Genomic DNA, 21,008 nt, shown 5'->3' with positions numbered 1-21,008 from the left:
AGCGGTAGTTCAGTCGGTTAGAATACCGGCCTGTCACGCCGGGGGTCGCGGGTTCGAGTCCCGTCCGCTGCGCCATACACCGCTTCAAGGCCCTTGAACTCCTTGAAGCAAAAGAAAATGCCCCGGCTTGCCGGGGCATTTTTTTTGCCTGTTTTTTACCAATGACCATCTGAGCTTCTTGCGCTGATTTACCGCGCTGCTCTCCCAGCTGCTTTATGACACCCGCGCGACTTGGTAGATGTTTAAGCCGTGTCATAAAGTTTGCTGCTTGGTTGTTTATTTCCACGTTACAAACTTCCCTTGTTTATCGCCGGTGATACGGAACTTCGTGGTGATCCGATCTCGGATTATTCCTATGTTTTCGGCCCCGCCCTTTGACTAGAGTGAATCCCCGCAGCCCCTGGCGTGCCGTGTGCACAAGGCGCCGGGGCTTAACGCTGGTGATTGTGCTCAAACATGCCTGAAGGGCATTTGTCATGGGGCTGGAATATGTCGATAGAAGAACTGATTCCTTATATTAATACCCTGGCTGACAGACCCTGTGGCCCGAACTTGGAATACCGAGCGGACTTCATTCAACTGTTACAAGAAGTAGACGGTGGCAATGAAGTTCAATATGGCGAGCATGTGTATCCCGCCACGCCCGTGGACTGGCAACGGGTGCGCTCGCTGTGCCTGACGCTGCTGGAAGATTCCCTCGATCTGCGGGTTGCGGTCTGCCTGGCGCGGGCCTTGTTGGAGTGGCACGGGTTATCCGGTTTTGTCGACGGGCTGCGCCTGATCGATGGCCTGTTGCGCGAGCGCTGGGAGGACGTTCACCCTCAGCTCCTGGCCGAAGATGAACACGATCCGCTGATGCGGCTCAATACTCTCGCCGAGTTGGCGGTGCCCACCAGCGTGGTCCTGGTGCTCAAACGTCAGCAACTGGCCAGTGCCATGGGCCTTGAACCGTTGCGTCTGGCCGATCTGGCCTGCATCGCTGAATCCGCCCAGGAGGAGGCTCGGACACAGGGGCTGGCGCGCCTGATCGCCCTGGTCGAATCCCCGGCCCGCAATGAGTTGCTCGAGAACCTGCGCTCGTTGAGGGCGCTGGTCGCGCTGATCGCGCGGATCGGCGCCTGCCTTGAGGAAAAAACCGCGGCGCCCGGTATTTCCCCGCTCGGGGCGCTCGGGCGGGCCCTGGACAAGTGGTGCCGCGTCGCCGAGGAGCGCTGCAGCGCCGTCTTGCCATCGCCGGCCGGGGACTTGCCGCAGACGCCGGCCAGCGAGGGGATAAACAGCGTCCCGAGCGCCTGGAGCGGCGTCTGCCAGTCCCGTGACGACGTGGTCCGCGCCCTGGATGCCATTTGCGCCTACTACGCCCACCACGAGCCGTCGAGCCCGGTGCCCCTGCTGGCGGCCAGGACGCGGCGGCTGGCCACCATGAGTTTTCTCGAAGCGATCGCCGAACTGGTGCCAGGCAGCCTCGCTGACCTGCATGCCCTGGGCGGTATCGCCCATGACTGACCTTTCCCTCCCTGCTCAGGTTTATCTGTATGTCCAGTAACAACAGCCAGAAATTCATTGGGCGCAACCGTGCGCCCCGAGTCCAGATCGAATATGACGTCGAGTTGTACGGCGCCGAGAAGACCGTCGAGATTCCCTTTGTCAACGGCGTGTTCGCCGACCTCTCGGGCGCCAACCGTGCCGACCTGCCGCCGGTGGCCGAGCGCAAGTTCCTGGAAATCGACATCGACAACTTCGATGAGCGCATGGCCGCCATCCAGCCCCAGGTTCGGATCAATGTCCCCAACCAACTGACCGGGGAAGGGCAGATGGCGGTGTCCCTCGACTTCAAGAGCATGGACGACTTCTCGCCCGGGGCCGTGGCGCGCAATGTCGAGCCGCTGCGGGAGCTGCTGGAGGCACGCAATCAACTGGCCAACCTGCTGACCTACATGGACGGCAAGAGCGGCGCCGAGCAACTGATGGCGCGCTTGCTGGAAAACCCGGCCCTGATGCAGTCGCTGCTGGCCCAGGCCAAGCCGGTGGCCGCCGAGTCCGAAGACTGATGCCTTCGATGATCGCTCCCTGAAACAGGTAAATATCCGTGTCCGTCACTTCTCAGAATCAGTCCGGCATCGAGCCGACAGTCGAACTGTCGCCCAGTGAATTCAACGACCTGCTGCAACGCGAGTTCAAACCGCGTGGCGCGCCGGTGCGCGAAGCCATCGAAAATGCGGTACAGACCCTGGCCCAACAGGCGTTGCGCACGACCCACCTGATTGCCCACGACACCCTCGGCACCATCCAGGCGCTGATCGGTGAAATCGATGCCAGGCTGTCCGCGCAGGTCAATGACATCCTTCATCACCCGGACTTCCAGGCCGTCGAATCGGCCTGGCGTGGCCTCGACTACCTGGTGAGTAATACCGAGACCGACGAGAAGCTCAAGATCCGCTTCCTCAACGTCGCCAAGGACGAAGTGGCCCGCGAACTGAAGAAGTTCAAGGGCGCGGCCTGGGACCAGAGCCCGCTGTTCAAGAAAATCTACGAACATGAGTACGGGCAGTTGGGGGGCGAGCCGTTCGGTGTGCTGATCGCCGATTACTATTTCGACAACAGTCCGCCGGATGTCGAGCTGCTCGGGTCGCTGGCGAAGATTGCCGCGGCGGCCCATGCGCCGCTGATCAGCGCGGCGTCGCCGGCGGTGATGTTGATGGACTCCTGGCGCGAACTCGCCAACCCCCGGGACCTGAGCAAGTTATTCCTGACGCCCGAGCATGCCGCCTGGCGCAACCTGCGGCGCTCCGAGGACTCGCGCTATATCGGCCTGACCATGCCGCGTTTCCTCGGGCGTATTCCCTATGGCGTGCGCACCGCGCCGGTGGCGGAGTTCGCCTTCGAGGAAGTCACCGAGGGCCAGGCGCAGAACTATCTATGGGCCAACGCGGCCTATGCCATGGGGATCAATATCAACCGTTCCTTCAAGGAGTACGGCTGGTGCTCGCGGATTCGCGGCATCGAGTCCGGCGGCGCCATCAGCGGCCTGCCGGTACACACCTATCCGACCGAGGAGGGCGGTGTCGACATGACCTGTCCGACCGAGGTCGCCATCAGTGATCGGCGCGAAGTGGAGTTGGCCAAGAACGGCTTCATGCCCCTGGTGCATTGCAAGAACAGCTCGCTGGCGGCGTTTATCGGCGCGCAGTCCCTGCACGGTCCCCAGGAATACGACGACCCCGACGCCACCGCCAATGCCCAGTTGGCGGCGCGCTTGCCGTATCTGTTCGCCACCTGCCGTTTTGCCCATTACCTCAAGTGCATCGTGCGCGACAAGATCGGCTCCTTCAGCGAGCGCGAAGACATGGAGATCTGGCTCAACAATTGGATTGTCAAGTACGTCGAGCATAACCCGGCGACCGCCAGTGACGCCGACAAGGCGCGCAAGCCGTTGGCGGGTGCCGAAGTGGTGGTGCAGGAAGTGGAGGGTAACCCGGGCTTCTACCAGGCCAAGTTCTTCCTGCGTCCCCACTATCAATTGGAAGGCCTGAGCGTATCCCTGCGCCTGGTCTCTCAACTGCCCTCGGTCAAAGGCTGAGGGGTTCCTGCCCGACCGGGGCCTCCTCCCGGGAAAGGTGCTTAACCATTCAAATAAATAGATGTTGGAGTACCGAATGATTGTATTGAAGTTCAAAACCGAGATTAAGGGGAACTGCCAGGAGAAGGATCACAAGGACTGGATCGTAATCGACTCCTGGGGGTTCAGCAGTGGTCGTTCCATCTCCATTGGCAATGACCGTGAGCCGAGCGTCGGGCATGTCACCGAGATCACCTTGAACAAGACCACTGACGTTTCTTCGCCCAATCTGTTTATCGAGTCGGTCAGCGGCAAGTCCCTGGGTGAGGCGACCTTGCGCATCATCCAGACCAGCGGCAGTTCGACGGGCAAGAACGAACCCTATGTCGAGTTCACGCTGGATGCGCCGATCATCAGCAACTATGCGATCAGCGGCAGCGGCGACCGCCCGATCGAGACCTTCCAGATCAGCTTCACTGCCATCAAGTACCAGTACAAGCACTTCGTTGACGGCAAGGCTGTCGCGACCCTTGAAAAGGGCTACGACCTGCTCAGCAACACGACCGTGTGATCGAACGCCGATGGATTGCGCAACGCTGTGCGATCCATCGGTGCCTGGGTTTTTTCGGGAGGATTTTATGAGCACTTCCATGACGCCGCTGCTCGAACGTCTGTTGCGTCCCACCAACCCGGACGACGAGATGACCCGGCGCCGGGCCGGGGCTGGCGCGCAGCAGGAGTTGGAACAGCTGTGCCGGGATCTTAGGCTGCTGTTCAATGCCACTGGGCTGGGGGCGGTTTGTCCACTGGGCAGCCAGCCCCATGTTACCCGTTCGGTGCTCAACTACGGCCTGGGCAACCTGGCCGGGGTGGTGCTGTCGAGCATCGATACACAGAAGCTCGAGAACCGCATTCGTGAAATCGTTCTGGATTTCGAACCGCGCATTCTGCGTTACAGCGTCGCGGTGCAACTGCTGCCGGTGACACCCTGCAGTGCCAGCCTGAATTTTCTGATCGAAGGCGAGATTCGCGGCCTCGAGGCGTTGCACACTTTCCGCCTGGAGTCTGCCTGGAACACCGAGAGCGGGGAGGTGCGGGTCCGGCCCTACGACCGCCTGTCCGTCCATGGATGAACGGCTGCTGCGGCATTACGAGCGTGAACTGAGTTTCCTCCGTGAAGCCGGTGCCGAGTTCGCCGAGGACTACCCGAAGATTGCCGCCACCCTGGGCCTGCGTCCCGAGGAGGTGACCGACCCGTCGGTGGAGCGCTTGCTGGAGGGCTTGAGTTTTCTCACCGCCCGCGTGCAATTGCAAATGGAAGCCGAATTCCCGCGTTTCACCGAGAGCCTGCTGGAACTGGTGCAGCCGCAACAGTTGCTGCCGGTGCCATCCATGGCGGTGTTGCAGTTTTCCCCGGATTTGCAGGAGGGGTCGCTGGCCTCGGGGTTTACCTTGCCGGCCGATAGCGTGGTGCGCTCCGTGGGGGAGGCGGGCGGGCAAGACCCGCGTTGCGAGTTTCGCAGCCTGCGCCCGGTGACGCTCTGGCCCTTGGCGTTGGAATCCGCGGATTACCTGCCCAGTGCCGGGTTGCTCAAGGGCTTGCCCGCCAGCGTGCTCAAGCACGACGGTGGCGCCCTGCGCCTGCGCCTGCGGACCACGGCTGGGGTAGCTTTCGATCAATTGGCGCTGCAGGAACTGACACTGTTCCTGCGCGGCGATGGCTCGCTGCCCCTGGCGGTCCAGGAAGCCTTGCTGACCCGCGCCGAGGGGCTGTTCGTGCGTGCTGGCGAAGGCGAGGGCGGGTGGAGTCCGTGGATCGATCCCGGACAGATCCGCCAACCGCCGGCGCACCCGGTTTCCAGCCAGTATGCGCGGTCGTTGAACAGTGACGCGGTGTGCGCGCGGCTGAAGACCTTTCTCGCCTTCGCCGAGGGCGAGCGCTTTGTCAGCCTCGGGGGGTTGGGGTCGGCGTTGCGCAATTGCCCGGCGCGTAGCGTGGAACTGGTAGTGGTGTTCGCGCCCCTGTCACAACCGTTGTCGACGCTACTCAATGCCAGCCACTTCGGGTTGTTCTGTGCGCCGGTGATCAATCTGTTCAACAAGCGGGTCGAGCGTATTGTCGTCGACCCCTATCGGCCCGACTTGCCGTTGCTGGTCGACAAGGCGTGGCCGCTCGCCTACGAGATCCAGGAGGTGCTGGCGGTCCATGGTTATGCCGCCGGCTCCAAGGAGCGCCAGGTCATCCTGCCGCTGTATGCCCCGTCAGGGCTGGACGCCAACGCCGCTCGCGCGACCGGTTTCTACCAGATGCAGCGCACGCCCAGCCGCGTCCCGCAACGCTTCGTCGACGGGCAGCGGCGTTACCGTGGTTGTGACGCCAGCCTGGTGTTGGCACTGCAGGCGGATGCCGAGTTGCAGCGTCTGGCGGTGGACGTGCTGTGTTCCAACCGCGACCTGCCGTTGCGCCTGCCTTTGGGGGCGGGCAACACCGATTTTGTTCTCGATGTGGGCGCCCCGGTGCTGGCGATCCGCTGTGTGGCCGGCCCCTCGCGACCGCTGCCCGCGCCGTCCCAGGGCGATCGGCAATGGCAGGTGGTGCGCCAGCTGTCGCGCAATTACCTGCCCTTGGCTCACCACGACGGGGCGGCCGGGGCCCAGGCCTTGCGCGAGCTGCTGGCGCATTACCTGCCCGAGGACGACAGCAGTGGGCATAAGTTGCTGCAAGGCATCGTCTCCTTGCGCGCGCAGGTCGTCACCCGACGCCTGCCCGGTGCCGGTCCGGTGGCTTTCGGACGTGGGCTGAACCTGACCCTGGTGCTCGACGACGCCGCCTGCGAAGGCACCGGAACCTATCTGTTCGGTGCCGCGCTGGAGCGCTTTTTTGTCCGTTATGCCGCGCTCAATGCCTTTATGCAGACCGAGTTGCACAGTGTGGGCCGAGGCCATATCAAGACCTGGCGGGCGAGGGCGGGTCAATGCATGATCTGGTAGCGCCACCGCCCGAACTGGTCGCACAGCCCTGGCGCTACGATTTCTTCTCGGCGATGCGCTTGCTCGAGCGCACTTACCCCGATGCGCCGCGCTGGGGTACGGCGCAGCGCCTGGGCGACGACCCGTTGCGCCTGGCGCAGCACGTCTCGCTGGCGTTCGAACCGGCGATGATCGCCCAGTTGCGCTTGCGTGAGGGCCGCGCCGCGTTGCTGGCGGTGAACTTCTTCGGCCTAACGGGGGCGAACGGACCGATGCCCCTGCATTTCAGCGAAGATGTGCTGTCGCGTCAGATCAACCATGGCGACAGCACCCTGGCGCACTTTCTCGATGTGTTTCACCACCGCCTGCTGAGCTTGCTTTATCGAAGCTGGGCACGGGTGCGGTCGGTGGTCTGGGCCGATCGCCCGGGCGACGACCGTTTTGCCGACTATGTGTCGGCGTTCTCCCCGGGTGAGATCGGTGCGTTGCCCGATGGAGCGCGCTTTTATGCCCCGCAGTTTATCGATCAACGCCGTAGCGCCGCCGGTTTGCTGGCCCTGGTCCGGGATCTGCTGCGCCTGCCGGTGGCGGTGAGTACCCTGGGCCGGCATCGGGCCGTCCTGGCGCGCGATGAACGCTTGCAACTGGGGCGGCGTTGCGAGTCGGCGCGGCTCGGCGGGGCGGCGTTGCTGGGGCGTCGCCTGTGGAATATCCAGCACAGTTTCTGCCTGCACCTGGGGCCGTTGTCCTGGGCGGAGTACCCGCATCTGCTGCCCGGCGGGCGCGACTTCGAGCCGCTGTGCCAACTGGTCGAGTGTTATGTCGGCCCGACCTTTCAATGGGACCTCGACCTGCGCCTGCAACCGGCGCAGCGACCCGCGCTGCAATTGGGCGCGCGGCAAGGCCTTGGACGAGCCTGCTGGCTGGGCAACGGCTGCGAAGCAGCGCCGGGATGGCGTTTCGAGCCCGCCCGCTGGCGGCGATCTGCAGCGGCCAGCGCCGACTGATTTAGGAGTTATCCGATACCCCACGACGCCCCCTTGATTGACACTGCACGGGCTTTCCATGGATGTCTGTCTGGAGCACGCATGAATCAACAAGTTGTAATGGGTGCCTTGCTTTCCTGTTCGTTTGGCGCCGCACCGGCCCGCCTGAATGTCCTGCCGCTGGGGCGGGTCACGGCCGAAGGCCAGCCGGCGGCGAACATTCTCGATCATCAACCCCTGGTCAATATCCCTGCCTTCGGCTTGTGCCGCAGTCCGGCCAACCCCCAGGTCGCGGCGGCGACCGCTGCCGCCATGGGCGTGCTGACGCCGATGCCCTGCGTGCCCGCCACGGCCACCCCCTGGCAGCCCGGCGCGGCGCGGACGCGGATTGCCAAGCTGCCGGCGCTGGACAACCGCTGTACCTGCCAGTGCAACTGGGGCGGGCAGATCCGCGTCAACACCAGCGCCACCCTCAAGACCACGATTACCTGAGCGAGTCCTTGTCACCATGTCCGAAAATCCTTACCACGCTCTTCAGGTGCCTGGCATCGACGCCAAGCTGTCGTTGCTCGAGCTCAGTGGCCGGGAAGGGCTGAGCCGGCTCGGCGAATACGAGCTGACCGTGGCCTGCGCGGACGACGGCTTGCAGGTCGATAACCTGCTGGGCCACCCGTTGGCACTGAGCCTCGGGGGCGAAGGTGAACGGGCGCGCTCCCTTCACGGCTACATCACGGCCTTCAGCACTATTGGCCGGGTCGAGCGCGAGGCGCGTTATCGGCTTTCCCTCAGGCCCTGGCTGTGGTTTCTGACGCAGTCCCGGCGCCAGCGTATTTTCCAGAACCTGAGCCTCAGGCAGGTGCTCGAAGAGGTCTTTGGCGACTATCCCGGCAGCCTCGACTGGCAGGCCGAATGCTCGGAGCCGATGGAGTATTGCGTGCAGTTCGGCGAAAGCGACTTTGCCTTTTGCAGCCGCTTGCTGGAGAGCGCGGGGCTCTACTATTTTTTCGAGCATTCAGCCGACGACCACCTGCTGGTGATCGCCGATTCGATGAGTGCCCACAAGCCGGTGCGGCACTTGCGTGAAATGAACTACCGGCCCAATCAGGACAAGGTCCCGGGCAGCCTGCTCGTCTGGGAGTCCCATGCTGAACTGCGGCCCGGGGAGGTCAGCCTGGTGGACTTCGATTTCACCAAGGCCAGCACTCGAGAGGCCAGCGTCTTGTCGGCCAGCCATGCTGGCGCGGCGACATCCCGTCATGGCAACTATCGGCAGGAAGGTTTTCCCGGGCGGTTCAGCCGCCGCGAATCCGGCGAAGCCCAGGCGCGGATCCAGCTCGAAGCCGCGCATGCCAACCAGCAGTGGCGCCGGGGTGTCAGCCAGTCGCCGTATCTGGCGCCCGGACAGTGTTTTACCCTGGTCGATCACCCGCGCGCCGAGCAGAACGGCGACTACCTGATCGTGGCCGCGACCTTGCAGCTGGATGAAACGCAGCCGTTGCACTGCGAGGTCGAGGCGATCCCCACCACCCAGGTGTTTCGCGCGCCGATCCAGACGCCGCGTCCGCTGATCGCCGGACCACAGACGGCCTTTGTGGTTGGCAAGCCAGGTGAACCGATCTGGGTCGATGAGTTCGGCCGGATCAAGGTGCAGTTCCATTGGGACGGCAGCGGGCAGCGTAACGAGCACTGTTCCTGCTGGGTTCGGGTCGCCCAGCCGCTGGCCGGCAAGCGCTGGGGCGCGCTGTTCGTGCCGCGGGTCGGGCAGGAGGTGGTGGTGGAGTTTCTTGGCGGCGACCCTGATCGGCCCCTGGTCACCGCCGGGCTCTATAACGCCGGTCACCGGCCACCCTGGGAACTGCCGGGACAGGCGGCCCGTAGCGGTCTCAAGTCGCAGTCTCTGGGCGAGCAGGGGGTGTACAACGAGCTGCGCTTCGAAGACAAGGCCGGTCGCGAGCAGTTGCTGATCCATGCCGGGCGCAACCAGGACCTGACGGTGCGCAACGATGCCTTCGCCAGCATCGGCAACGACTGGCACCTGACGGTCGGCGCCAATCAGTTGCTCAAGGTCAAGGACGATCTCCATGAGTCCGTGGGCGGCAAACGCAACAGTCGGGTCGATGCCGATCACTCGCTGGATATCGGTGGCGACAGCCACTGCAGGATTGCCGGCCAATGGCAGTCGACAGCGACCGATATGGATTTCAAGGCCCACGGCAAGCTCGTGCTGGAAGCCGGCAAGAGTCTGACCCTCAAGGTCGGTGCCAGCACCCTGGTGCTCAGCGCCGCGGGTGTGGCGATCAATGGCAAGACCGTGACCCTCGACGGCTCGGCCGCGGTCGACATCAATGGCGGTGCCGCCGCGGCCACCGCCTCGGCCAAGGCGGCGAAACCGGCGGCGGTCAAGCAGCCCAAGGAGGCCGACGATGGTCGTGATTAAGCCGGTGTTTCGACGGCTCGTGTGCCTGCTGCTGGCGTTGGCGCTACCAGGCTGCAGCTGGTTTTGGGCGGACGAGCCGCCGGCACCTGAACCGCATATCGGGTTGTCCCTGGAAGCGGCGCTGGACAGCAATCCCGACCTGCATGGTCGGCCGTCGCCGGTGATCGTCAGGCTCCTGCAACTGGCCGACAGCAAGCGCCTGGAGCAGGTCGAGCTGTTCCAGTCCGAGGCTGCGGCCGAGCAGGCGCTGGGCCGTGACCTGCTCTGGCAGGAGTCATTGCTGCTACGCCCAGGCCAGTTGCAGGCGCAGGGGTTTCTGCCGGTGCCCGGCACCCGGTTTATCGCGCTGGTGGTCGAGTACCGCAATATCGACCATGCCCAGTGGTGGGCCTGGGCCGAAATCGATCCGACACGGCCCTCGCGGCTGACCGCGCTGATCGGTCGCCAGCGCGTGGCATTGACGCCCGCGCCCCCGGAGGAGAAAGCCGATGAGTAGTCACGATAGCGTCGTCTGGTCCGAAGGCATGTTCCTGCTGCCGCAACACTTCCAGCAGCAGGAGCGCCATTACCGGGCCCGGCTGGCGCAGGTCCTGCGCGCCGTGCAACCCCATGGCTGGGGCTTTGCCGCGCTGAAAATCGATGCCGCGCAGCTGGCGCTGGGCACCCTGGCCTTGAGCGTCTGCGAAGGGATCATGCCCGATGGCAGCCCCTTCGCCCTGACGGACGAAGAGTTGCTCCGGCTGCGTTATCCGCTGGCCGACAACGCGCGTGACGTGCAACTGGTGCTGGCCCTGGCGCTCAATCGGCCTGGGGCGGCGGACACTGAAATCGCCGCCGGGGACACCAGTCTGGCGCGTTACCGGGTCAGCGAAATCCTGCTGGCCGATGCCAATAGCGAAGGTGGCGAACCGGCCTGTGTGCAGGTCAGCCGCCTGAACCTGAAACTGGCGCGGGAAGCCGATGTAGCCGCCTCCCATGTCTTTTTGCGGGTGGCCCGGGTGGTGGAACGCACGGCTGCCGGCCTGGTGGTGCTCGACCGGCAACAGGTGGCGCCGCTGCTGGCCTGGCGTTGTTCGCCGGTGTTGGCGCGTTCCGTCGACGAACTGATCGCCCGGGCCCGGCAACGTGGTGCGGCCCTGGCCGAGGGGTTGGGCCAGGGCGGGCTCGCTGGGATGACGGAGATCCAGCAGTATGTGATGCTGCAGAGCATCAACCGCGCCGAAAGTCTGTTGCTGCACCTGGCCAGCCAGCCGGCGCTGCATCCTGAGTTGCTGTACCGCGAGCTGGTGCGGCTGGCGGGCGAGTTGGCGATTTTCTGCCAGGAGCGCAAGCGCCCCCGGGCCTATCCGCCGTATCGCCATGACCGCCTGGGTGAAAGCTTTGTACCGCTGATCCAGGATCTGTTGCAGGCGTTAAGTACGCTGGCCAGCGCCGACGTGGTCGCCCTGGCTCTCAAGCCTGGGGCCTTTGGCTTTCGTTTTGCCCAGGTGCCGGACATCCACCTGTACCAGGCGGCGCGTTTCATTCTCGCGGTTCGCGCGCAGGTGCCCGACGAAGAACTGCGCAAAAATTTCCCCAGTCGCTTGAAGATCGGCCCGGCCGAGCGCCTGCACGACCTGGTGAATCTGCAATTGCCCGGGCTGGCGATCCAGGTCTTGCCAACGGCTCCCCGGGAGCTGCCTTACTATCCCGGCTTCAGCTATTTCCAGCTGTCGAACGATCATCCCTTGTGGTCCGACCTGGTGGACACCAGCGGCTTCGGCTTGCATGTGGCCGGTTCGTTTCCGGGACTGCAATTGGCGTTCTGGGCCATCAGGGAGGCGTGATGGCATTCGCCAAGGTGGCTCCCGGATTGCCAAAAAGCACCGCTGAGGGTGTTCAGGCACGACCGGCGTCGGTCGACGAAAACCTCTGCGTGCTGGCTGACGATCTGCTGTATGAAGTGGTGCTGTTCCAGCGCCTGACGCGCCAGCCCGACTTGCCGACGCTGCGCCTGCGGCTGATCGCGCTGATGCGGACCTTCCAGCAGCAGGCCCTGGCTTGTGGTATCGAGCAGCACACTGTGCGGCGCGCCCGTTATGCCCTGTGCACCTTGCTTGATGAGGTCATCGCCAGCAGCGAATGGGCCCGCGGCGCCTGGTCACAGCAGAGCCTGTTGATGACCTTTCACCAGGAAAGCGAGGGCGGCGAAGGCTTCTTCGCTTTCCTGGATGAGGCACAGCTCAGGCCGCTGGAGCACCTGGCACTGCTCGAACTGATGTACCTGTGCCTGGCGCTGGGCCTGGAGGGGCGTTATCGAATCCAGCGCGAAGGCCAGTCGATCCTGGCTCTCAAGCGTGCCCAGCTTTACGAAACCTTGCGCCTGTACCGCGAGCGTTATCCGCGTTCGGTGCCCAGGCGTGTGCAGTTGAGGCAGCGCTGGCGGCGTGCCCTGCTCTGGGGCGCTTACGCTCTGCTGGTGCTGTCGCCGATCCTCACGATGGTGGCCGCATATGACGTGCAAGTGCGTTCCGAGCGGCAATTGCGTAACGCCGCGCGGGTCTTGGCGGCCATGGACACGGGCCCTTATGTTCCTCCGCGACGGCCCTCGTTGGTCGAGAGTCTGGCTGAACATCTGGCTGAGGACCTCCAGGCCGGGCGGTTGACGCTAAAGCGCGAGGCCAACGGCGTTCGGTTGCTGCTCGGGACCACGGAGTTGTTTGCACCAGGTGCCAGTGTGATCGCACCACGGCACAGGGCGACCTTGCAGCGTATCGCCACGGTGCTGGCGGATCGGCCGGGACGTATTCGGATCATCGGCCACAGTGACGACACGCCGGTCGGCAAGGGGCAGGTCTCCAACGAGGAACTCTCGCTCCGGCGTGCCCGTGCCGTGCAGGCGGAAATGTTCGGCGAGGCGGCCGCTCAGGCGAGTGTGCAGGCCCTGGGGCGTGGCGCCAGTGAACCACGGGTGCCGAATGACAGCGTGGACAATCGGGCACGCAATCGTCGGGTGGAAATTGTCTTCGAGTCGGTGATGACCGACGTCGTCGTGCCATAGGGCGCGCCCTCTCTTTGCCCCCCGCTGGATGACTGCCACCATGCTCCTGAGATTGCTGAAAAACCTGCTGCGGTTGCTTCCGCTGGCGGCCGGCCTTTATCTGTTGACCCTGCTGGTGCGCAGTCAGGGTCCGCGCTTGTCCATCGATGGGGTCTCGCCGTTGGCGCATGACTGGCAGCAGTGGCTGTTGCTGGGGCCGTTGTACCTGGGTGGGCTGCTTTATTTCTGGTGGACCCGGCGCCAGCGCAAGCGTCGGGAGTTGTGCCATGCCGAGGCGGCGCAAAAGACCTTGCAGGGGCTGGACCCACCTTGTGCTCGGGAACGCCGCTTGCGTGAACGGCTGGAGCGCTGGCGCCTGGAAAGCCAGGCCGGTTCGGGCGGTCCGGTCTTCCTGCTGCTGGGGGCGGCGGGCGCCGGCAAGCGCAGCCTGATGGGCGAAAAGGGGCGGCGGGCGCGTGGGGGCGGGGAGTCGCCACCGGATGACTTGCAGACCAGGCGTATCGGCGCCTTTTCGGTCATGGCCGTGAGTGCGGCGCTGTTGGCCCAGGCAGACCCCAGTTGCGTTCAGCTATGGCGTTGTTTGCTCGATGAGCTGAAAAATTCGCGCCGCCAGGGGATCCGTGTCGCCGGGGCGGTGCTGGTGCTCAATGTCGTGCATCTGTTACGCCTGGCCCCCGCTGCCCGCGATGCCCAGGCGCTGATCCTGCGGGCACGTCTGGAAGAGCTGGCCGCCGAGTTCGGTCACGGCCTGCCGGTGCAGGTGATTGTCAGCCATTGTGATCGTTTGCCGGGCTTCGAAGCGTCGCTGCTGACCTTGCCGGCCGAGGCGCGGGACCTGGCGTTGACCTTTGCCCATGGGCGTAACCGACAGAACCTGGCGGTGTTGGCCGAACGTCTGGCCTGCACCTTCGCGGCGGTGCAGGACGGACTCCCCGAGCGTTTGCAGAGGGAAGTGCAGACCTCGGCGCGGGTTCAGCTCTACGGTTTTCCGCGCTTGTGGCGACAGTTCGGCGAGGTCTTGCAGCCTTATCTGCGGACGGCGTTTTTCGAGCAGCCGCGGGTCTCGCAGGTGCATCTGCAATCGTTACGTTGCAGCGCTCACTTGCGCGTCGAACCGGGCGCCCTGGCTGCCAGCCAGCGGCTGGTTCGCTGCTTGCAGCAGAGTCGGCGTCACACTCGCTGGCCGGGGTTTTTGCTTCTGGGGGCTGGCCGGGGGCGCTGGTTTCTTGCGCTCGGGTCGAGTGTCCTGGTCATTCTGTCGGCGACGTTGTTCGGTAACGGTTACTGGCAGCAGACCCGGCAGTTGCAGTGGTTGGCCGAGCAGCAAGCGTTGCTCGCGGCGTTGCCGGCCAGCGCTGCCGGGACGTATGCGACGCCGGCGCTGGTCGAACGTCTGGCGCGCTTCAGGAGCCTGGCCTATCTCCCCACGGGCGGCTGGCTGCAGCCCGGTTTCTGGTTGAGCGAGTATCAGCGATTGCTGGACCTGACTCGTAGTCTTTACGAGGGCGCGCTGCTCAATGAGTTACTCCCCGGTGTTGTGCACACCTTGCAACATTCCCCGCCGAACGGGCTGCACAACGAGCGCCTGGAGCGCTTGCGGTTTTACCTGATGCTGGGCGGCCAGGGCCGCTTCGACGCGACAGCCTTCGAAGACTGGTTGTCGGCCCAGGTGCAGGGCGATTTCGCGCAGTCGCTGGCCCCGACGCAACGCGAGCAATTGCAGGTTCATGTCCAGGCGCTGATACCGCTGTTGGCGAAGGGCCCGGTGATCAGTGTCGATCCGCAGTGGGTCGAGCAGGTGCGTCAAGATCTGCGCCGCGTGCCGCAACAGCAGCGGCTGTACGCTCGATTGAGCGAGAGGTTGGGAAATGCCGATGGCGAGGATTTCAGTGTCGTCGCCGTCAGTGGCAGCGAGGGCCTGCTGAGCCTTGCCCGCCGCAGCGGTGCCCCCTTGAACCGAGGTGTTCCGCCACGCTTCAGTCCCAGGGGATACGAGCGGCTGCTCAGCCGTCTGCCATTGCTGGTGGCCGAGACGCTCAAGGATGACGACTGGGTCATGGGCGCGGGCCCGCGACTGGACGCGCCGACCTTGTACCACGAAGTGTCCGCGCTCTATGCACAGGACTATATCCGCCACTGGGAGCGTTTTTTCGCGGACCTGCAACTGGTCGGCCTCGACCAGCCCGAGTCCCTGGCTCTCAGGCTCGAGCGACTGGCGCGGGCCGACTCGGCTCTGTTCAGCTTGCTGCGCGCGGCAGGGCGTGAAACCCACCTGGCGTTCAGCGAGGCCCCGCAGCCACTGCTCGACAGGGCGCTGCAGCAGGTTTCGTCACTGGCCTCCAGCCTTTCCCCGGAGGTGCGCAAGCTCCCCGTTACGCTTGATGCCGAGGAGCACCCCGTCAATCGGCACTTTGCGCCGTTGCAGCAGCTGAGCGAAGGCGCTGGCGCCCCGCTCGAGGCGCTGCGCGAAGCCCTGGCCCAGGCCGCGGTTTACCTGCAGGCCCGGGAGCAGGCACTGGCGCTGGGTTTGCCGAGCCCGCCGGTGGACGGTCTGGAGCCATTGAAACGGCAGATCGACAAGCTGCCGTCGATGCTGCAACCGCTGTTTGCCGATATCGTCAGCGTTGGCCGGCAACATGTGCACCTGCAGACAGTGGTGACAGTCGGCGTCGGCCTGAACCAGCAACTGAACCCCGAATGTTCACGCCTGCTCGCCCAGCGCTATCCCTTTGACCGACAGGCCCGAGAGCAACTATCGCTGGCCGACTTCAACCGCTTGTTCGCTCCTGCCGGACTGTTGCAGGATTTTCAACAGCGTCATCCGGACGTCACGCGACTGGAAGGCCCGGTGGCGGCACAGTTCCGGCGCGCGGAGCAGATTCGTCGGGCGTTTTTCCCCGGCACCTCCGACGTCGCGCGGGTCGATTTCGAACTCAGCCCTGTGTCCATGGCTGAAAGCATCGCCCAGGTGCGCCTGAGCCTGGACGAGCTGCAACTCAACTATGCCCACGGCCCGATCCGGCCCAGCCTGTTCACCTGGCCAACCCGGGCCCTGGGTAGTCAATTGAGGATGGTGGTCACACTGATCGACGGCCGTAGCCTGGTGCGCTCGGCCGAAGGGCCCTGGGCCTGGTTCCGCTTTATGGAACAGGGGCGGCTGGTGCCGGCGCCGAGTGGGGAGGGCTACTGGTTGACCCTGGGCTTCGAGGACGTCGAGGTGGTGCTGCAATTGCGCAGTGCCAGCCTTGACCATCCCTTTGGCCGCAAGATCCTCAGCGATTTCCGATGCCCCTCGACATAGCGACTGTAGGTATTTGGTCCGTCCCGCAAGATGAAGGTCAGTTTCACAATGGGTCTGTGGAAATGTCCTATGTCGGATGCGCCGACGACTGTTTAGCATGGTCAGCCATAGCCCACTCCAGGGGCGTCGGTCGATTGCGGCGCGGCTGGCCGGGGTATCTGGCGCAGGGAGAGGGGCCCTGCGGATCTGGGGATGTATCGGTTGGGCAGGATGCCATTGTGAAGGGGTGGCAGTCCGCACAACGATTTTGCGTCGGGCGGACCTGACCACTGCCGAGTCAGTTTTTCGTTGGCAGCAGTGCCGGAGAGTCCATGCTCGAAAAAAAGCCTACCCGCCTCATGATTCTGGATGACCACAGCCTGGTCCTGTGCGGCATGGAGATCAAGATCCAGGCCGAGGCCGACCTTCTGTTGTTGGGCAGCTTCACCCGTGGCTCGGCGCTGATGACCGCCTTGCGCGAGCAGGAGGTCGACCTGGTGGTGATGGATTACTCCTTGCGTTCGGGCGAAGTCGACGGTCTGAACCTGATTCGTACCCTGAAGATCCGCTTTCCAAAGCTGCGGCTGCTGATCATCTCGTCCTTGTACGTACCGGCCACGGTGGCCCTGGCGCTACGCTGCGGGGCCAGCGGCTTTATTGGCAAGGAACTGAATTCCGGCGAGTTCGTCCTGGCCATTCGTCAGGTGGCGGCCGGCAAGGTCTACCTGCATCCGGACATGCTCGAAGCGTTGCAGGTGCATGAGGTGTCACGGCTCGATATCGCCACCCCGGCCTCTGAGTCCGAGGTCGCCAGCCTCGACGTGCTGGCCAGGACCTCCGAATTGACGGTACGCGAGCATGAAGTGCTGCGCTGTTGCCTGGACGGCTTGTCGGTGACCCACATTGCGCGCAAGTTTTCGCGCAGTATCAAGACCATCAGTACTCAGAAACAGGCGGCGTTTCGCAAGCTGGGCCTGCGTGGCGATAACGAGTTGTACAAGGTGCGTTATCAGATGGAAGGGCGCTGAGGTGCATTTTCCTGAAAATTCGCTGTCACAACCTGTTCAGCGTGCGCTCAGCGATCTCGAACTGATGCACAATACGCCCCGGACCGTTTTTCCTCAGGATTTTCAATGTCGACATCATTCTACTTGCGTGCCGTTGCATTGGCACTGATGCTGGCGGGCGCCGCGGGCTGCTCGTCGACCACCAAGACCGCCGTTTACGAACGGGAAAATTTCGACGACGCCGGCACGTTCTCGCGCAACTACGGTGTGAGCGACGCGGCGTCCTGTGAAGCGGCCCGGCGCGCCTTGCTCAGCCAGGGCTACATCATCACCAGCAGCGACCCGAAGCTGATCAGCGGTAACAAGAGCTTCCAGCAGACTGGCGATACCCATATGCAGATCAGCTTCAGCGTGGTCTGTGCGGCGGATGGCAGTGCCAATCATCGCTCGACCATGTTCGCCAACGCCCTGCAGGACCGCTATGCCCTGAAGAAGGTCAACAACTCCGCCAGCCTGGGCGTGGGTGTGCTGGGCTCGGTGTCGATGCCGATCGGCTCGACCGATGACTCGATGGTCAAGGTGGCCAGCGAGACCGTGTCCTCAGCAACCTTCTATGACCGCTTCTTTACCCTGGTGGAACTGTTCCTGCCGCCTGAAGTGAAGAAAGAGAAACATACCGACGAGAAACCCAAGGTTGATCTGGGGATGCCCGAGGCGATACCCGCCAAGGCCCAGGCGGACAAACCGGCGGACAAGCCGACGGACCCCAAGCCGGTAGAGCACAAGGCGGCAGAAGCCAAGCCTGCGGAACCGACGCCTGTACCGGCACCGAAGACCACGGAGCCGCTGCATGGCGCTCCTGTCACCCCGGCCGCGCCTGCCGCGTCCGAGCCGGTCGCCGCGCCGGTCACGCCAGCCGCCCCGGTAACCCCTGTTGAGCCGACGCCCGCCCCGGCGCCCGTCGCCAGCGAGCCGGCAACCCCGGCTCAGTAAGCCCGGCACCAGGCGGCAGGATCGGCTTTGTCGACCGCGATCCCGTGGCCTTGTGATGGGGGACGCCGCCTACAAAATAAAACTGGGTAAATCCTGACCGTTCTGCTAATTTTTTATTTCAGGCCCTTATCCAGGCGCCTGGGCAGACGGGGTGCTTCATTTTTCCTTCACATGAGACCCCTATGCTGGATCCAGCCCGCTTTTACCTGTAGGAGGCGGTCAGCAAGACAGCGGTTTTACCCTCGAATGAAAAAAGGAGTTTGACGATGGATGACTATCAAGAAGAGCTGCTGGAGTTCCAGGCTTTCGAACTGGACCCTGTTGAACCGGCTGAAGACGCGACCGAGCTGTAAGCGGTCGTTTTTTTCGGCTCAGGTCGAATGCCGCTGACTGCGGCGGAACTCGCCGGGTGTCTGGCCGTTCCAGCGTTTGAAAGCCCGTTGAAAGGCCTCGGCTGAAGCAAACCCGAGCAGGTAGGCGATTTCGCCAAAGGCCAGTTCGGTGTCGCGAATATAGGTCATCGCCAAGTCACGGCGAGTGTTATTGAGAATGGCGCGAAATTGCGTGCCTTCCTCGGCCAGTTTGCGACGCAGTGTCCAGGTCGGCAGCTTCAGGCGTGCCGCCACTTCTTCCAGGTCGGGTTCCCGGCCGCCATTAAGCAAAGGACCCAGCAACTGAGTGATACGTTCACGCAGGCTGCGGGTGCGCGTCAGTTGTTCCAGTTCTCGTTCGCACAGCTGCAGCAGGTGCCGCCAGGTACTGGGGCAATGGTCTCGGTTGCGCAGGCCCAGGCTGGCCTGGCCCAGGCGCAGTTGATTGTGCTCGGCGGCGAAATGCACCTGGCAGTCGCCCAGGCCCTTGTAGGCCGTGGCATAGTCCGGTTCGGTGAATTCGATATCGATGCGCTCGGCGTGCAGCGTTTCGCCGCCGACACTGGTCAACTGCTGCAGCCAGCCGGCGATGATCGAGTCCACCACGAAGCGGTTGTAGGCGTTGTACGGGCTGATGGAGTAGAAACGCAGCCAGGCGCCATCGGCGTCTTCGTGGAAACTTGACTGCCCGCGATAGTTGGAGCCGTAGAGTGCCTCGAAGCGGGTCAGGGTTCGCGCCGCCTCACGTACCGTCGGTGCCTGGGCGGCGGTCACACCGGCCAGGCCCGCTTGGCTGAGTCGGCTGAAGCGGCCCATGCGCAATCCGAGGGCCGGGTCGCCGGTGAGTTGGATCGCCGCGTGTCCCAGGCGCATATAGCGTGGAATCGACAGCCGTGCGTTGGGCTCGGCCAGGCGCGCCGGGTCCAGCCCGTACTGCTCCAGCAGCCTGTCAGGGTCCTGGCCGTGACTGCGCACCGCGTCGGCGAGGCTGTGGACGAAGCTCACGGACAGGTCGCCCAGGCGCATCGACACCGGCTTCATGGCAGCCACAGGTTCAGCAGGCGCGCGCCGCGATCGCCGCGGTCCTGCCCGTCGATGGAGCGCCCATCCTGGCTGATAAAACTTTGTCCCGAATAGCGCTGGTTCCAGAACTGGCCATGGAGGAACACGGTCATGCCGGCCAGTGACTGGCTGGCGGGGGCACGGCTGGCCAGGGTCAGGCGATGCCAGGCCTCGCCTTCGCCGAGTTCGCCGGGCCTGAGGCTGATCTGCGCCGGGGTGGCCGCGTTTTTGAAACCGCGCCAGGGTTGCTCCCAACTGTCCTTGCCGGGCAGCGAGGCCGTCACGGCAATCAGTGACACGCCGAGTTCGTCAAACCGGCGGTAGTTGTCCGGGTACCAGCTGTCATTGCCAATCAGCACGCCCAGGCGCCCGGCCGGGGTCTGCACGGCATTCAGTTCCTGGCGTTCGCCACCCTTGATATAGCCGCGTTCGTCAAAGGTCGGGTAGAGCTTGCGTTGGGGCTGACCCAAGGGGCGTCCGTCGGCGGCAAAGACCAGGCTGACGTTGTACAAGGCGCCCTTGCCGATTTTCAGGGTGCCTTGCTCGACGCTGGGGTCCGGCAGGACGATGGAACCGGCCACCAGGGTGACACCGAACTCTTTTGCCAGGCCGCCGAACACGGCTTGGTAATCCTGGGCCATGGCTTTGGCCTTCATGCGCAGGCGGGCGTCTTCGAGGAAACTGCGGCCCTTGGCGTTGAACAGCGCGCCGAGCAGTTTCAGCGGGTTGCCGAGCATCAGCCAGTTCATCGCTTCCTGCTGGTCGAGGGCCTGGTAGAGGTCGTCCTTTTCCCCGCGCAGCAGCAGCCAGGTACCGATATGTTCCGGCAGTACCACAATGGTCTTGTCGTTCAGCAGTCCCAGGCCGCGAGCCTGCTGCAGATAGGCGGCCAACTTGCGGTGCAGGCGCGCCGGGCTCTGGTAGTCGTTGGGAAACAGTTCCGGTTGCAGGCCCAGCAGGTTGCCGTGATCGCCTGCCACGCCCTGGTTCAGGGCCAGGCGGATACGCAGGTCGGAGAGGTAGTGGCCATTGCTGCGATGTTGGGTCCACACGCCGTAACCGGTGACGGCGGCGAGCAGCAGGACCGGTAAGGAGAAGAGCAGAAATTTGCGCATGGGCTTGGATAGCGAACGACCGGGAGTGTGATGCTTCTTTCGGATTTTAATCAAGGGTACGGCAAAACAGTGGCTCGGCGCATACTTTGCCAGTCATTTAAGGTTTTTTAGTGCTGCTAATCGGTTGATTTTTAATATCACTTTGTGTTCTTCTTGTCAATGATTGCCGTTGCTAAATGATGGCAACA

The 21,008-nt window shown here is 63.8% G+C and carries 17 protein-coding genes; 15 read left to right on the top strand and 2 right to left on the bottom strand.

Going from position 1 to position 21,008, the window contains the following annotated elements:
* The first annotated feature begins 489 nt into the window (after positions 1–489).
* The 15 genes from tssA (at position 490) to AC07VG_RS27865 (ending at position 18,272) form a co-directional block, all read left to right on the top strand.
* Positions 490–1,506: a type VI secretion system protein TssA gene (gene tssA, locus AC07VG_RS27935; RefSeq protein ID WP_495003146.1), complete on the top strand. Its 1,017-nt coding sequence runs from the start codon at positions 490–492 to the stop codon at positions 1,504–1,506.
* A gap of 29 nt (positions 1,507–1,535) precedes the next feature.
* Positions 1,536–2,051 (top strand): type VI secretion system contractile sheath small subunit, encoded by a 516-nt coding sequence (gene tssB, locus AC07VG_RS27930; protein WP_495003147.1) that lies wholly within the window; start codon positions 1,536–1,538, stop codon positions 2,049–2,051.
* A 68-nt stretch (positions 2,052–2,119) separates the two neighbouring features.
* On the top strand, positions 2,120–3,580 hold the full coding sequence (tssC, locus tag AC07VG_RS27925; protein WP_495003231.1) for a type VI secretion system contractile sheath large subunit: 1,461 nt from the start codon (positions 2,120–2,122) through the stop codon (positions 3,578–3,580).
* Positions 3,581–3,656: 76 nt separating this feature from the next.
* Entirely contained in the window at positions 3,657–4,130 is a 474-nt protein-coding gene (locus AC07VG_RS27920; RefSeq protein WP_495003148.1) for an Hcp family type VI secretion system effector, read from the top strand.
* A gap of 67 nt (positions 4,131–4,197) precedes the next feature.
* Entirely contained in the window at positions 4,198–4,692 is a 495-nt protein-coding gene (locus AC07VG_RS27915; RefSeq protein ID WP_495003149.1) for a type VI secretion system baseplate subunit TssE, read from the top strand.
* On the top strand, positions 4,685–6,550 hold the full coding sequence (tssF, locus tag AC07VG_RS27910; RefSeq protein ID WP_495022258.1) for a type VI secretion system baseplate subunit TssF: 1,866 nt from the start codon (positions 4,685–4,687) through the stop codon (positions 6,548–6,550). The genes AC07VG_RS27915 and tssF overlap by 8 nt, the downstream gene beginning before the upstream one ends.
* Entirely contained in the window at positions 6,535–7,536 is a 1,002-nt protein-coding gene (gene tssG, locus AC07VG_RS27905; protein WP_495022257.1) for a type VI secretion system baseplate subunit TssG, read from the top strand. Before tssF ends, tssG begins: the two co-directional genes overlap by 16 nt.
* An 81-nt stretch (positions 7,537–7,617) precedes the next feature.
* Positions 7,618–8,007: a DUF4280 domain-containing protein gene (locus AC07VG_RS27900; protein WP_495022256.1), complete on the top strand. Its 390-nt coding sequence runs from the start codon at positions 7,618–7,620 to the stop codon at positions 8,005–8,007.
* Between the two features lie 16 nt (positions 8,008–8,023).
* Positions 8,024–9,952 (top strand): type VI secretion system Vgr family protein, encoded by a 1,929-nt coding sequence (locus tag AC07VG_RS27895; protein ID WP_495003153.1) that lies wholly within the window; start codon positions 8,024–8,026, stop codon positions 9,950–9,952.
* Positions 9,939–10,448 carry a type VI secretion system lipoprotein TssJ gene (tssJ, locus tag AC07VG_RS27890; protein ID WP_495022255.1) on the top strand — a complete coding sequence of 170 codons (510 nt, stop codon included), beginning with the start codon at positions 9,939–9,941 and terminating at the stop codon, positions 10,446–10,448. Before AC07VG_RS27895 ends, tssJ begins: the two co-directional genes overlap by 14 nt.
* Positions 10,441–11,778, top strand: a complete 1,338-nt coding sequence (gene tssK, locus AC07VG_RS27885) for a type VI secretion system baseplate subunit TssK (RefSeq protein WP_495003155.1) — start codon at positions 10,441–10,443, stop codon at positions 11,776–11,778. Before tssJ ends, tssK begins: the two co-directional genes overlap by 8 nt.
* Positions 11,778–12,992, top strand: a complete 1,215-nt coding sequence (gene icmH, locus AC07VG_RS27880) for a type IVB secretion system protein IcmH/DotU (protein ID WP_495022254.1) — start codon at positions 11,778–11,780, stop codon at positions 12,990–12,992. The genes tssK and icmH overlap by 1 nt, the downstream gene beginning before the upstream one ends.
* 40 nt (positions 12,993–13,032) lie before the next feature.
* A complete protein-coding gene (locus tag AC07VG_RS27875; protein ID WP_495022253.1) occupies positions 13,033–16,293 on the top strand; it encodes an ImcF-related family protein in 3,261 nt (1,086 codons plus the stop codon).
* 311 nt (positions 16,294–16,604) lie between these two features.
* Positions 16,605–17,300, top strand: a complete 696-nt coding sequence (locus AC07VG_RS27870; RefSeq protein WP_495003158.1) for a response regulator — start codon at positions 16,605–16,607, stop codon at positions 17,298–17,300.
* A gap of 105 nt (positions 17,301–17,405) precedes the next feature.
* Complete coding sequence (locus AC07VG_RS27865; protein WP_495003159.1) at positions 17,406–18,272, top strand: DUF2242 domain-containing protein; 867 nt, start codon at positions 17,406–17,408, stop codon at positions 18,270–18,272.
* A gap of 371 nt (positions 18,273–18,643) precedes the next feature.
* Here AC07VG_RS27865 and AC07VG_RS27860 read toward each other — a convergent pair whose 3' ends face one another.
* Positions 18,644–19,684, bottom strand: a complete 1,041-nt coding sequence (locus tag AC07VG_RS27860) for an AraC family transcriptional regulator (RefSeq protein ID WP_495003160.1) — start codon at positions 19,682–19,684, stop codon at positions 18,644–18,646.
* Complete coding sequence (locus tag AC07VG_RS27855; protein ID WP_495003161.1) at positions 19,681–20,820, bottom strand: carbon-nitrogen hydrolase family protein; 1,140 nt, start codon at positions 20,818–20,820, stop codon at positions 19,681–19,683. Before AC07VG_RS27855 ends, AC07VG_RS27860 begins: the two co-directional genes overlap by 4 nt.
* Between the last annotated feature and the right edge of the window lie 188 nt (positions 20,821–21,008).

The sequence above is a fragment of the Pseudomonas sp. GW821-FHT03C07 genome, from assembly GCF_059420925.1.
The sequence above is the reverse complement of the archived record's forward strand: the minus strand, read 5'-3'. Positions and strand labels throughout refer to the sequence as shown.